The organism is Thermodesulfobacteriota bacterium (assembly GCA_040756475.1).
GTDB lineage: Bacteria > Desulfobacterota > Deferrisomatia > Deferrisomatales > JACRMM01 > JBFLZB01.
In genome coordinates, this window is sequence record JBFLZB010000128.1 from 1 (window position 1) to 13,200 (window position 13,200).

At 68.5% G+C, this 13,200-nt stretch carries 13 protein-coding genes; 3 read left to right on the top strand and 10 right to left on the bottom strand.

All coding sequences use genetic code 11. From position 1 onward, the window contains the following. The coding region (locus AB1578_16380) for an IS5/IS1182 family transposase (protein ID MEW6489480.1) at positions 1 to 184 on the top strand (184 nt) is incomplete at its 5' end. 166 nt (positions 185 to 350) lie between these two features. Here AB1578_16380 and AB1578_16385 read toward each other — a convergent pair. Together AB1578_16385 and AB1578_16390 are read right to left on the bottom strand one after the other, a co-directional pair. Then, positions 351 to 1,052 carry a hypothetical protein gene (locus AB1578_16385; GenBank protein ID MEW6489481.1) on the bottom strand — a complete coding sequence of 234 codons (702 nt, stop codon included), beginning with the start codon at positions 1,050 to 1,052 and terminating at the stop codon, positions 351 to 353. Between the two features lie 95 nt (positions 1,053 to 1,147). Then, entirely contained in the window at positions 1,148 to 2,020 is an 873-nt protein-coding gene (locus AB1578_16390) for an FRG domain-containing protein (GenBank protein MEW6489482.1), read from the bottom strand. A gap of 831 nt (positions 2,021 to 2,851) precedes the next feature. Here AB1578_16390 and AB1578_16395 point away from each other — a divergent pair. Further along, complete coding sequence (locus AB1578_16395; GenBank protein ID MEW6489483.1) at positions 2,852 to 3,211, top strand: YkgJ family cysteine cluster protein; 360 nt, start codon at positions 2,852 to 2,854, stop codon at positions 3,209 to 3,211. Positions 3,212 to 3,497: 286 nt separating this feature from the next. Here the strand turns inward: AB1578_16395 and AB1578_16400 are convergent, their stop codons facing one another. After that, complete coding sequence (locus AB1578_16400; protein MEW6489484.1) at positions 3,498 to 4,367, bottom strand: HEAT repeat domain-containing protein; 870 nt, start codon at positions 4,365 to 4,367, stop codon at positions 3,498 to 3,500. A 296-nt stretch (positions 4,368 to 4,663) separates the two neighbouring features. On the opposite strand from AB1578_16400, the gene AB1578_16405 reads away from it, so the two are divergent. Continuing rightward, positions 4,664 to 5,905, top strand: coding sequence for an MFS transporter (locus AB1578_16405; protein ID MEW6489485.1), 1,242 nt, complete (start codon positions 4,664 to 4,666; stop codon positions 5,903 to 5,905). On the opposite strand, the gene AB1578_16410 is transcribed toward AB1578_16405, so the two are convergent. The 7 genes from AB1578_16410 to AB1578_16440 form a co-directional block, all read right to left on the bottom strand. Continuing rightward, a complete protein-coding gene (locus tag AB1578_16410; GenBank protein ID MEW6489486.1) occupies positions 5,847 to 6,956 on the bottom strand; it encodes an NAD(P)/FAD-dependent oxidoreductase in 1,110 nt (369 codons plus the stop codon). The genes AB1578_16405 and AB1578_16410 overlap by 59 nt on opposite strands. Before the next feature lie 13 nt (positions 6,957 to 6,969). Further along, complete coding sequence (locus tag AB1578_16415) at positions 6,970 to 7,842, bottom strand: DUF547 domain-containing protein (protein ID MEW6489487.1); 873 nt, start codon at positions 7,840 to 7,842, stop codon at positions 6,970 to 6,972. Positions 7,843 to 8,041: 199 nt separating this feature from the next. Continuing rightward, on the bottom strand, positions 8,042 to 8,989 hold the full coding sequence (gene meaB / locus AB1578_16420; protein MEW6489488.1) for a methylmalonyl Co-A mutase-associated GTPase MeaB: 948 nt from the start codon (positions 8,987 to 8,989) through the stop codon (positions 8,042 to 8,044). A gap of 22 nt (positions 8,990 to 9,011) precedes the next feature. Next, positions 9,012 to 9,401 (bottom strand): cobalamin B12-binding domain-containing protein, encoded by a 390-nt coding sequence (locus AB1578_16425; protein ID MEW6489489.1) that lies wholly within the window; start codon positions 9,399 to 9,401, stop codon positions 9,012 to 9,014. A 145-nt stretch (positions 9,402 to 9,546) separates the two neighbouring features. Continuing rightward, positions 9,547 to 11,220, bottom strand: coding sequence for a methylmalonyl-CoA mutase family protein (locus AB1578_16430; protein MEW6489490.1), 1,674 nt, complete (start codon positions 11,218 to 11,220; stop codon positions 9,547 to 9,549). A gap of 61 nt (positions 11,221 to 11,281) precedes the next feature. Next, complete coding sequence (locus AB1578_16435) at positions 11,282 to 12,424, bottom strand: acyl-CoA dehydrogenase family protein (GenBank protein MEW6489491.1); 1,143 nt, start codon at positions 12,422 to 12,424, stop codon at positions 11,282 to 11,284. Between the two features lie 83 nt (positions 12,425 to 12,507). After that, positions 12,508 to 13,200 (bottom strand): hypothetical protein (locus AB1578_16440; GenBank protein MEW6489492.1); only part of this gene is annotated, 693 nt, incomplete at its 5' end.

Genomic DNA, 13,200 nt, shown 5'->3' on the forward strand with positions numbered 1-13,200 from the left:
GGACAAAGCCGCGACCCCGAGCCGCTGTGCTCGCCGTTGGGTGGTGGAAGCCAGCCATTCCTGGATGAACCGGTTCCGCAAGATCCTGGTCCGATTTGAGAAGACAGACCTCAGCTACTTGGCCTTGATGCACCTTGCCTGCTCCTTCATTGTCTGGCGAAAAGCTCTCCCTATTTGGGGATAAGCCCTAAGGCTTTCAATTCTCGCCCAAGGCTCTCGTGATCCATGGTCCTATCCTGGCTCTTCTCGCCTAACGCCCGCCCTCAACAGTTGCCGGAAGCGCGCCAGCGCTGTAGGCAATCCGCTTGCAGGGCCTTGTTGGCCATTTCTAGTTTGTGCCAGCTTGGAATTCATCGCCCAAGGAACTGCTCAAGTCTTCTACTTCCGCCATAGATCGCTCCGGATACCTGGTTTAGGTCAGCGGGGAAGCACTGCTCCCCGAATGGAGTGGCGAAGAGATCGCTCTCCACAAGGAACGGCATGTCGACCGCCCCCTGCTCAACCGAGTCAATCGCGTATGGAATCGCGTACCCTCGCAAGGCCACCATGTCATGGGCTATAAGGGAACGAAAGAAGCAAGGGAGGACCGCTAGCATTTGATGGAGGGCGCACAAAGACTTAACAGCATTCGCCAGGGTGCACTGCGCATACTGCTCGATTCGCTCATGCTTTAGTTTGTTGTATGCATCCCACCAGTCGAGATCTATTGCGCCATTCTGCTTCTGAATGGTCCAAGTATAGAATGGGGCGAGCAATACCGGAGGGTACTGGTAGATAATGCTGCTCTTCCTAGACAGAGAATAGCGCCGTTCATATTGGGTTGCGAAATGCGTTATGTTGAGATTCTTGCGTTTACTTCGGCAGTCTGAAGGATTGAACTCCATTCGGAATATAGAATCGACGAGTCCTCCAGCTTCCAGGACGATGCCCGCCAGGAGTGGCAGGGTAGCGTTGTGGTTCCAGTTTATCGGGACCGTGCGAAGATAGCCGCGCAGCCGACTTTCGAGATCTATGAACCACTCTATTACAAGCTCGGCTTCGGTCTGATCCATTTCCACTCCCTGGTTTCACCTGCACATTTGTATTCGATCCAGTGCGCAGGCTGTGCGGCGGGCGCTTGCGAGGGCCGTCCCAGCCCTTTATTGGCCTAAGCTCCGATATGGTGTACGGCGCCGAGTGCCTGATCTGGTTCCGGAGAAAAGTTTAAGAGATCCCTGTAGCCGAAGTCGTAGACCGGTGGAGGAAAGAGCACGTGCGTCGTGAGCAGCACTCCGTCCCCCAGCCAGTTGTAGGCATCCTTAAGGCTGACTCTAACGATGCCAGCGATCACACCTGAGTACTCCATCACAAGGGTCGCGGCGGATGACTTCTTTCTGACAAGCAGGCCGTGCTGGGCGTGGGGTCTAAGAAATGTTGACGGGCAGGCAACCCTAAGGTCGATAGATTGGGTCTCCTTGCCCTCAGCGAAACCCGGGCAGTGCTCGACGGGATCGTTGCCGACCTCCAGCAGCAGAATATAGGCGTATGCATCGTCCCCGTCTTCTTGAGTGGGCCGCCGTTCGAAGTGGAGGTACTTACCCCTTGGGCCCGTGGCGTGGACAGTGTGACAGGCAAACCACAGGGCAACCCAGACATTGTCGACGACGTCGATCCACCGTGACCTGATGCCGTAATGTTGAAGAAGTGGCTCCCAAGCGTACTCGGGTACTTGCCTCAGAATCTTGCCTTGCTGCCGGCATGCTTCGATGTAGCGGTTCATCGCCCTGTTGCGCTTTGCGCACGTCGCTTGAGAACCGATCCCTCGGTACAGGCTTGGCGTCAGGCTAAGCCCATGCAGAGCGCATTGCCCCCTGTAATAGACTGAGGTCAGGTGTTCCTTTCCATGCATATGCTTCAGGTAGCCGCACGCTTGTATCAGAAGATGAGGTCTTCGCACGTGATACACCATGGCATTCTCTTTGGTGTCGAGCAGGTATTCGCCATGGCGGCTCGTGAGCTTTTCGAGGCGCGAGACATTCATGTCTTTTCCTATTTAGGCCAACAGGTATTACCTAGCGTGCGGGGTAGCGCGGTAATGGATCGACAATTGCCGCTCGCGGGGTAAGTCATTTATCACAGATGTCTGCGATAACCATTATCGCAGACGAGCTCGCACTTTCCCCCTTGACGAATCGGGATGCCGCGGCAGACTTACGCACGACATGCGCATGCATCGGAACCCGTGGAAAGGGGGAGAACCATGGCCACCACCGCGGCCGCCACGACGCCACTGGAGGAGCTTTGGGCACGGTACCGCTCGGTTCTCGGGCGACAGCGGATGACCCCGAACGCCGCTCAGTGGCACGAGAAGTGGGCCCGGCACTTCGTGTGGAACCGCGACCGGGCGGCCCTCGACGCCCTCTCGGCGCAGCAGGTTGGTGCTTCCGGTTCGGGCGCAAAGCCGGGGCCGGGAGGCCGCAAGTTTCCGTGTACGTCTGGGACGAGGGTTCGCGGGCAAGCCCGCTCCTACGGGCCGTGACGACAAGAGGCCGCCTCCGCGGGCGTCTGCCTGCGGCTGCGGCCTCTTGGCTTCGGTCGGGTGCGACCTGGCTGCCCGGTCCCCTCATGGCGCCACCCCCGTGGAGCGAGTTGTTTTCGTATAGCGCGGGGGAGGGTGAGGGTGCAAGGGGAAGTTGGAGGTAACGGGTGACGGGTGGATGGTCTGGAAGTAGGGGGGGATGAAACGCATAATGGGGGCTCGGACGGCGACGGCGTGGGGCGGGCAGGGGGAGGGGAGGACGTTGATGAGGTCAGGCTCTCCGTGCCTCCGGGCGCTGGGTGACGCCCCCTTGCCGGGGAGGGCCGGGGAACGATGAGGCGCCGATCCCGGGGGGCTGGCGGGGCACCTGCGTGGTGCCGGGCGTGCGGGATGTGCTGCGAGGAGTTCGGCGATACCCTTGCCGCGGAGGAGGCCGACCTGGCGCGCTGGCGGGCCGAGGGCCGGCGGGATCTGCTGGCGCGGGTGGGTGAGGGGGGCGCCCTATGGATCGACCCGGAGACCGGGCGCGCCTTGGACCACTGCCCGTTTCTCGCCCGAACCGGCGCGGGCGCCAGCCTGTGTTCGATCCACGAGACGAAGCCCGCCATGTGCGGGGCCTACCCGGACGACGCCCACGGCTTCCACTGTGCGGCAGGAATTTGGTTCGGGGGTTCCGGACGGCGGCAGGCATAGGTACGGCGATCAGGGGCCCCGTGGCCGCACCGCGAAGCGCGAGCAAGGGGCGCATCGTTCAGGGGTGCCAATCCTTCGGGGATGTCAGCGGGGCTTCGCCTCGGAGCGTGGCGTCGCAACAGCCCTTCAAGCTGTCTCCTGATCGAGACCTAAATCGGTATCGGGGTCGATTTCGATATCGATATCGATTTCGACCGGGACGGGGTGCCCAAGCCCCTCGGGCCCACCCCGAGGGTATGCCCGGAGACGGGACGCCTGGTCGAAGATTCCCGGTCCCCATAGATTTCTAGTGCAGGAAGCCCCCGCCCCCGCCCTCGTCGTCGTCCTCGTCCTCGTCGTCTTCGTCCTCCAGCTCTTCGCCCCCGCTCCCCAGGAGCGCCTCGGCCATGGCCACGGCCTCGTGGGCCGCCTCCGCAACGTCCTCGTCGGGGGAGTCGAACAGGGGCGCCAGGAGTTGCTCGGCCTCCTCCGGGCGGACCCCGACGACCGCCTCCACGGCAGCCAGGAGGAGCGCCTTGTCCGGGGTGCCCTCCCGAAGGACGCGGACCAGGTGGGGCCACGCCGCTTCGACGCCCCAGGTGCCCGAGGCGTGGACGGCCTCACAGCGGATGAGGGAGTCGTCGCTCCGGAGGGCCTCTAGGATTTGCCGGTCGAAGCCCGGCACGAACCGCATGCAGAAGACCGCGGTCAGCTCCCACTCCGGATCGCCGCTCATGTAGGCGGCGCGCACCGCGTCGGCGTGCCATTCCCGGGGGGCCCGCACCGAGGCCTCCAGGACCCTCCGCCGGACCTCCTTGGGAACTCCGGCGTCCCGGTACAGGCCCAGAAGGGTCTCCTGGGCGACGCGGAACGTGCGCTCCGAGATGGGCACCTCTTCCGGGTCCTCGAACCCCTCGGTCTCGGCATACTCCAGCGCGGGGCCCAGGGAAATGGCCGCCTGGCCCCGCAGCGCCGCCGATTCGGAGGGCCGGCGCAGCAGCGCCAGGAGCGCCGCGGCAATCCCGTCGTCGATGACCGTGAAGTCGCCGGCGAGCTCTGCTGCCAGGAGGCGGTCTTCCTCCCCGGCCGCGGCGTCCTGGAGAACCCGGAGGAGTTGGCCGCCGGTGCCTTCCGGCCAGTCCCAGGGGGGTATGTCCCGCAACGACTTCCAGTCCATGGGCTTCCCTTTCTCCCTTCGGGGTAGGCGCCGCACCTCGGGGCCGGCTCGGCACCGGCGGCCGGCAGGAGCCCCTGTCTACCACCCTCGCGGCGGCGCGGCAAGGGCCGCCCCGACCGGTGCCGGCTTGGCCCGTGCCGGCCGAAAGCGTTCTTTCCCGCGGGCGGCGGGCAGGGCAGCGGCGCCCGGCGATGCCACGCCGGTGCGCGATTGCGGCACTTCCCCCCGTTGACGCGGGGCGAGAATCGGGAGATCGTAGCGGGCCTGCGCCTCCCCCCTCCAACCCAGGTGCTTCGGTGAACTCGAACCGGCCGTTCGACCTCAAAGCCCTCCTGCTCCTCTCCGCCGGCCACATGGTGACCGACATCTACCAGGGAGCGCTCCCGGGGCTGTTGCCCCTGCTCCGGGACAAGCTCGACCTCTCTTACGCGGCGGCGGGCGCCATCCTGCTGGCTTCGAATCTGACTTCGTCCGTGGTCCAGCCTGTCTTCGGGATGGTCTCGGACCGCCGGGAGAAGCCGATTCTCCTGCCGCTCGGGTGCCTGTTTGCGGGGGCAGGATTTTCCCTCCTTGCCCTTCCGTCGAGTTACCTCCTGGTGCTTCTCCTGGTCGCGGTGAGCGGATTCGGGGTGGCCTCGTACCACCCCGAAGGGTACAAGACCGCCTCCTTCTTCACGGGCACCCGGGCCGCTGCCGGGATGTCGCTGTTCTCGGTGGGGGGGAACCTGGGGTTCGCCATCGGGCCCGCCCTGTGCCTTTGGGTGGTGACGGGCCTGGGGCTCACCTCCCTGCCGGTGATGATCGTCCCCTCGCTGCTCTTCGTGGCCCTGATCACCGTGTTCCGGCGCCGGCTCACGGTGACCCAGGAGCGGCGGGGACCGGGCGGGGGGGCGGCGCAACCGCTCCCGCCGGGAACGATGCGCGCCCTGGGGCTCCTGGTGGGGACGGTCGTGATGCGGTCCTGGACCCAGGCGGGGCTCATGACCTTCATCCCCTTCTACACCATCGACGTGCTGGGTCAGGACCCCGTGCAGGCGGGCAAGCTCGTCTCGATCTTCCTCCTGGGAGGGGTGCTGGGCACCCTGGGGGGCGCGCCCCTGGCGGACCGGTGGGGACACCGGCGCTACCTGATCGGGTCCCTGGCGGCGGCATCGGCCCTCTTTCCCCTCGTACCGGCGCTGCGGGGCACTGCCCAGGCGCTGCTCCTCGGGGTCTTCGGGGCGGTGCTGATCTCGACCTTTACGGTGACGGTGGTCATGGCCCACCAACTGCTGCCCCGCAACCGGGGCGTGGCGTCGGGGCTGATGGTGGGGTTTGCCATCGGTACGGGAGGGATCGGGGTGACCCTGCTCGGGGCCGTGGCCGACCGATTCGGGGTGCCGGCGGCGCTTCACGCGATCGGGGTGCTGCCGGTGCTGGGCCTGCTCCTGAGCCTGCTGCTGCGCTACCGTCCGGAGGCGCCCCGGGAGGAACCCGCTCCTACCGGGTCTGCGCCAGCCGCGCCACCACCTCGTCCGCCAGGGCCAGGCAGGCGGTGAGGCCGGGGGACTCGATGCCGAAGAGGTTCACGAGGCCGGGGATGCCGTGTGCCCGGGAGCCCTGGACGAGGAAGTCGGCGGGGGGCTCCCCCGGTCCGGCGATCTTGGGCCGGATGCCGGCGTAGCCCGGCTGGAGGGACCCGGAGGGGACGTCGGGCCAGTAGCGGGCCACCGCCGCCGCAAACGCCGGGGCTCGGGCGGGGTCCACCCGGTAGTCCTCCCGGTCCACCCACTCCACGTCGGGCCCGAAGCGGGGCTGCCCCGCGAGGTCGAGGGTGAGGTGGATGCCGAGCCCCGCCTGCTCGGGGGCGGGGTAGACGAGGTGGCGAAAGGGGGCGCGGCGCCCCAGGGTGAAGTAGCTGCCCTTGCACAGGTAGGCCGGGGGCACGGCGGCGGCAGGCATCCCCTCCAGCGCCCGGGCGAGCCCGGGCGCCCCCAGGCCGGCGCTGTTGACCACCGAGCGGCACGAGAGCTCCATGGGCTCGGCTCCGTCGACCCTCAGGACGAGCTCCCCCGGGCTCACCCTGCCTCCCCGCACGGTGCTCCGCAGGGCCAGCGTCGCCCCCCGGGCCTGGGCCTCGGCCAGGAGGGCCACCATAAGCCCGTGGCTGTCGACGATGCCGGTGGAGGGGGAAAAGAGCGCGGCGGCGCACCGCAGCGAGGGCTCCCGCGCCCGGGCCTCGGCCCCGGTGAGCCAGGAGAGGTCCTCGACCCCGTTGGCCTCGGCCGTGGCCCGCAGCCGCTCCAGGGCGGGAAGCTCGTCGGGCTGCGCCGCCACCACGAGCTTGCCCAGCCGACGGTGCGCGACCCCCCGCTCGGCGCAGAAGGCGTAGAGCCGGTCGCGCCCCTCCCGGCAGAGCCGGGCCTTGAGGCACCCCGGCGGGTAGTAGAGGCCGGCGTGCACGACCTCGCTGTTGCGCGACGAGATGCCCGTCCCGAAGGCGCCGGCCTCCTCCAGGATCAGCACCTCCCGGCCCGCCCGCGCCAGCGCCCCGGCTGCCGCCAGGCCCACCACCCCGGCGCCGATCACCGCGCAGTCGATCCGCTCCACGCCGGCGCCTTCTTCAGGGCTCGTTGAGCGCCCAGTCGTACTCGTAGCGCAGCTTGCCCGAGTAGCCCTCCAGGGCTTCCCGCAACGGCTCCTGGGCGTGACGTCGCAGATGGGCCAGCACGCCCTCGGCCGAGCCGCCGAAGTCCGCCTGGAACCAGTCGTAGATGCTCGACACCACGAGCCGGCCCTCCTCCAGGCGCGCGCCCCGGGGGTGGTTTACGTACTCCCGGGCGGCCTGCTCCAGGAGCCTCTCGGTGTTCTCCGCCGTAAACGCCTCGGTTTGGAGGTTGGGGCACCCCAGGCTCGCGCAGTTCACGGCATAGTGCACCCGGTTGTCCTGCCAGAGGGGGCGCAGAATCCGGTGCTCGATGTCGTCCAGCGAGACCTCCTCGCCCTCCACGGTCAGGAGCTTCGCCCGCCAGGGGCCCGAGGAGAACCAGCCCGGCGAGATATCGATCTTTCGGATGCTCGTCACCGGGTAGTGGCCGAGCACCACCCGCACGGTGAGGGCATTGTAGAGGTTGATCCAGTAGGCCTTCTGCTCGGCGCGGTCGAGCTCCGAGACCCCCACCCCCTGGAGGTCCTCCAGGTACTGCTCCAGCGCCTGCTTGCCGGCCATGCCGACCTCGGGGTACCGCACCCGGTGAATGCCCGAGGGGTGATCGGCCACCAGGTACTCCCGCAGGAAGGCGTCCCAGGGCTCGTGGTTCACCCGGAGCCGGCTCCCCGCCTGGTGGGCCTCCCACCGGGGCCAGGGGTCCGCCTTGGGTGCCCCCGAAGCCGAAGAGGCCAGGAGCAGGACCGCAGCGCACCCGAGCAGCGCAGCCCGGCACGGCCCCCTCGAGGGGGAGCGAAGGGTCAGGGAGGGCAGAGGAGCCATCGGCATGGGCAGGGTCCTTCCGGGCGCCGTGCGCGGCCCGCATCCGAGACCGCGCCCGGGCCGCGTTTCGATGGGGGCCGCGGGCCGCCGGCGGGGGAACCATAGCGGATGGGGGACGGGTGTCAACGGGCCGACGACGGCGGGGAAATGCCGGGGCTTCGCACCGCCCCGTGAGGTGGAGGCGGAACCTCGAAAGGTTGGCCGTTCAGAAGCGACAGTGCAGGGAGGCGACGAGGCGCTCGGCGGCGGAGTAGGGGTCCACCCGCCGGGCCTCGAGATCCCGCAGGAGCGCGGCGTAGTCCGGATTGCCCTCCACCCCGCCGAAAATCTTCTCGGCGGCCAGCTCCTTGACGAGCTGCCGGAAGAAGTGCACCTCGCGCAGGGCCATGCGGTCGGAGAGCTTGCCCGAAGAGACGAGGTGCTCCCGATGGGCGAGGCAGGCGTCCACGAGCTCCGGGATACCCTCGCTCTTCACCGCCACCGTGCGCAGCACCCGGGGCTGCCAGTCCCCCGGGGGGGTGTGGCGCATCTCGAGCATGACCGTGAGCTGCTTGACCACCTCGTCCGCCCCCGGCTTGTCGGCCTTGTTCACGATGAAGACGTCGCCGATCTCCAGGATCCCCGCCTTCATGGCCTGGATGTCGTCCCCCAGGCCGGGCAGGCTCACCACCGCGGTGGTGTGGGCCAGATCGACCACCTCCACCTCATCCTGGCCCACCCCCACGGTCTCCACCAGGACGACGTCGTAGCCCATGGCGTCGAGCACGAGCACCGCCTCGCCGGTGGCCCGGCTCAATCCCCCAAGGTGCCCGCGGGTGGCCATGGAGCGCACGAAGACCCCCTCGTCGGTGGCGTGGCGCTGCATCCGCACCCGGTCCCCCAGGATGGCGCCCCCCGAGAACGGGCTCGACGGGTCCACGGCCACCACCCCTACGGTCTTGCCCCGGCTGCGCAGCTCTCCGATGATCCGGTCCACCAGGGTGGACTTTCCCGCCCCCGGGGGCCCCGTGATCCCCAGGAGGTAGGCCCGCCCCGTGTGGGGGTAGAGACCCTTCAGGGCTTCGATTCCCTCCGGATCTCCCTCCTCCAGGAGCCGGATGAGCCGGGCGCCCGCGAGCTGGCTGCCCTTGAGGGCATCTTCCACGTACCGCATGGCCAAACCCCTTCCCGGGCGCCTACCCCACGTTCGCCTGGAGGAACGACGTGATCTCCTGGAGCGGGGTGCCCGGCCGGAACAGGACCTTGACTCCTGCGGCCAGGAGGCCGGGGATGTCGTCCTCGGGGATGGTGCCGCCCCCGAAGACGAGCACGTCGCCCAGCCCCTTCTCCCGCAGCAGGTCCATGACCGCGGGGAACACGAAGTTGTGGGACCCGGAGAGGATGGAGATGCCGATGACGTCCACGGCCTCCTGGAGGGCGGCGGCCACGATCTGCTCGGGGCTCTGGTGCAGCCCCGTGTAGACCACCTCGTACCCGCTCTCCTGCAAGTGCTTGGCCACCACTTTGGCACCCCGGTCGTGCCCGTCGAGCCCGGGCTTGGCGATCAACACGCGCACTTTCTTCATGGTCGCTTCGTCCTCTTCGCTGCACAGTGGGGTTCGGCCGCTCTCGCCCGTCCTGGGCTCCGCGGCGCGGCACCCGTCCCGGGGTTCGCGGCCAAGGCCGCTCCTACGGGCGATGGCATGAAACGGAGGGCTGACCCGCTCGCGGTCAAAACACCGCCGGGTCCTGGTAGGCGCCAAAGACGTCGACGATGGCGCCGCACACCTCGCCCAGGAGGGCGTACTCCTTGACCGCCTCCACGATGGGGTACATGAGGTTCTCGCCCCCCCGGGCGGCATCGCGCACCCGGCCCAGGCACTGCTCCACCGCGGCGTTGTCGCGGTTCTTCTTCGTCTCGGCAATACGGGCCAGCTGGGCCTTCTCCGCGCTGTCGTCGATCCTGAGGAGCGGGATTGTGCTGCCCTCCTCCATCGCGAACTGGTTCACCCCCACGATGACCTTGTCCCCCGACTCCACGGCCTTCTGGAAGTCCATGGACGCCCGGATGATCTCATTCTGGGGGTAGCCGGCTTCCACCGCCGCCACCATGCCCCCGAGCTCGTCGATCTTGCGGATGTACTCCTGGGCGGCCTTCTCCATCTGGTCGGTGAGGGCCTCGACGAAGTAGGAGCCCGCCAGGGGGTCGACGGTGTTGGCCACGCCGGTCTCGTGGGCGATGATCTGCTGGGTGCGCAGCGCCACCGTCACCGCCTCCTCCGTGGGCAGGGCCTCGGCCTCGTCGAAGGAGTTGGTGTGGAGGCTCTGGGTGCCGCCGAGCACCGCGGAGAGCGCCTCGAAGGCGGTGCGCACGATGTTGTTGAGGGGCTGCTGGGCGGTGAGGCTCACCCCGGCGGTCTGGGTGTGGAACCGCATCCAGAGGCTGCGGGGGTCCTTGGCGCCGAAGCGCTCCTTCATGATGCGCGCCCACAGGCGCCGGGCCGCCCGGAACTTGGCGATCTCCTCGAAGAAGTCCATGTGGGCGTCGAAGAAGAACGAGAGGTGGGGCGCGAAATGGTCCACGTCGAGGCCCCGGGCCACGGCCGCCTCCACGTAGGCGATGCCGTCGGCCAGGGTGAAGGCGAGCTCCTGCTGGGCCGTGCTCCCGGCCTCCCGGATGTGGTACCCGGAGATGGAGACGGGGTGCCACTTGGGCACGTGCCTGGCGCAGAACTCCATGGTGTCCACCAGGAGGCGCACGCTCTCCTTCGGGGGCCAGATGTAGGACTTCTGGGCGAAGAACTCCTTCAGGGGGTCGTTTTGCACCGTGCCCCCCACCCGGTCCCAGCTCACCCCCTGCTTCTGGGCGACCGTGAGGTACATGGCCAGGAGCACGGGCCCCGGATGGTTCACGGTCATGGAGGTGGTGACCTTGTCGAGCGGGATGCCGTCGAAGAGCACCTCCATGTCCCGCAGGCTGTCGATGGCCACACCGCACTTGCCCACCTCGCCCCGGGAGAGGCGGTGGTCGGAGTTGACGCCGTTCAGGGTGGGGAAGTGGAACGCCACGGAGAGCCCGGTCTGGCCCTGCTGCAAGAGGTACTTGTAGCGCCGGTTGGTCTCCTCCGCCGTGCCGAACCCGGAGAACTGGCGCATCGTCCACAGGCGCCCCCGGTACATGGTGGACTGGACGCCCCGGGTGAAGGGGTACTCGCCGGGGTAGCCGAGATCCCGCAGGTAGTCCAGGCGGGCCACGTCGTCGGGGGTGTAGAGCCGCTGGACGGGGATGTCCGAGAGGCTGGCGAACTGCGCCCTGCGCTCCGGGTGGCGGGCGAGGCTCCGGTCCACGGCCGCCTGCCACCGGCCGGTCTCGGTGCGGATCGGGTCGAGCTTGGGGTCTGCCATCGGTAGTCTTCCTCCTTCCGGAACGATCGGTCGAATGCGCCGGGACGGCGGGGCCCCTTGCTCAGGCCGCCAGCACGTTGCGCGAGATCACCAGGCGCTGCACCTCGCTGGTGCCCTCGTAGAGGGTCACCGCCATGGCGTCGCGCAGGTAGCGCTCCACCGGGTACTCGCGCACGTACCCGTAGCCGCCGTGGATCTGGATGGCCTCGCGGCACACCCGCTGCACCATCTCGGTGGCGTACACCTTGGCCATGCTCGCCTCCTGGGTGTAGCCCTTGCCGGACTCCTTCTTTCGGGCCGCCCGCAGGGTGAGGAGCTGGGCCGCCTCGAGCTGGGTCGCCATCTCCGCGAGCTTCCACTGGATGGCCTGGAACTCGGCGATGGGCTTGCCGAACTGGCGGCGATCCTTGGCGTAGTTGGCCGCGGAGGCGAGCGCCGCCCGGGCCAGCCCACAGGAGTTGGCGGAAATGCCGACGCGGCCGCCATCGAGGCTCGAGAGCATGATCTTGAAGCCGTCGCCCTCTTTGCCCAAAAGGGCCCCGGCGGGCACGCGGCAGTTCTCGAGCACGATCTCCACCGTGTCGGAGCCCCGCTGCCCGAGCTTCTCCTCCTTGCGGCCCACCTTGAGCCCCGGGGTGCCGGCCTCCACCAGGAAGACGCTCATGCCCGCCTTGCCGGCCTCCCGGTCGGTCTTGGCCGCCACCATGAAGACGCCGGCGTAGGTCCCGGAGGTGATGAAGACCTTGGTGCCGTTGAGGACGTAGCCGTCCCCGTCCCGGTCGGCGGTGGCCCGCAGGCTGCCCGCGTCGGAGCCGGCGTTGGGCTCGGTGAGGGCAAACGCCGCCGCCGCATACTCCCCCGAAGCGATCTTGGGGATGTAGCGGGAGCGCTGCTCGGGGGTGCCGAACCGGTAGATGCCCTCGCACACCATGTTGGTGACCGAGGTCGTCACCGCGTGGCTCGCGCAGGCTGCCCCGATCTCCGTCAGCGCCAGGGCGTAGGCCACGGCCCCCATGCCCGTGCCGCCGGCCTCCTCGGGCACGAGCATGCTCATGAGCCCCAGCTCTGCCATCTTCTTCAGGGTTTCCTTGGGGAAACGCTCCGTGCGGTCCACCTCGTCGGCGATGGGGGCGATCTCGTTCTCGGCGAACCGCCGCACCATTTCCTGCACCATGCGCTGCTCTTCGGTGAACTCGAAATCCATCGGGGAACCTCCTCACTTAACGTAAACTGTACACAGCGCCGCCGGCACAGCCCCGGCCCCCGTTTCGGCCGCCGCGCTGCGGGCTAGAGCAGTTCCTGGCCGGGCTCCGCCAGGTGCTGGTAGTGGCACCGGCGGCAGTTGTCCTTGTTGCGGTCCTTCTGGTGGCACTGGCCGGCGAAGCAGCCCGCCATGGGGGGGCGGTTGGTCTCCACCTGGGCCTTGTCGTGGGCGATGTTGCGGTGGCAGTCGGCACACCCGAGATTCAAGGGCCGGCCGAGCTCGTCCCGGGCCGCCACCAGGTGGACCTTGTGGTTGGCCTGGATCACCTGGCGCTGCTCCAGGGCCCGCTCCAGCTCTTCGAAGGGAGCCAGGGTGGCGGGAAGCAGCTCCCCCAGGTCCAGGGCGACGGCGCGGACCCCGGCGGGGGCCTCCGGAACCTCCACGGCAAGCTCGAGCCGTCGGTTATCCTCGGCCTCGATCGGGCCCAGGAACCGCAGGCTCTCCTCCAAGTGGCGCCGGAGCGCAGCCCGGACCGCGCCGGGCCCCTCGCGGCCCGGAAACGCCCCAGCCACCTGGGCGAGCCGTTCGCTGAGGGCGGCAATGCGCGCGTCGTCCAAGCCCAAATCCGCGTACTGCACTTCTCCCACGGCCTCCACGGCCGTGGCGAGACCGGAGACACCCTGCTGCAGCTCCCCGGCCAGGGCCGCCGGGCCCAGGGCGGGTGCCGCCGCCTCGGGCGACGGACTGCGGCCCGGGGCTGCCGGCAGCGGGGCGAG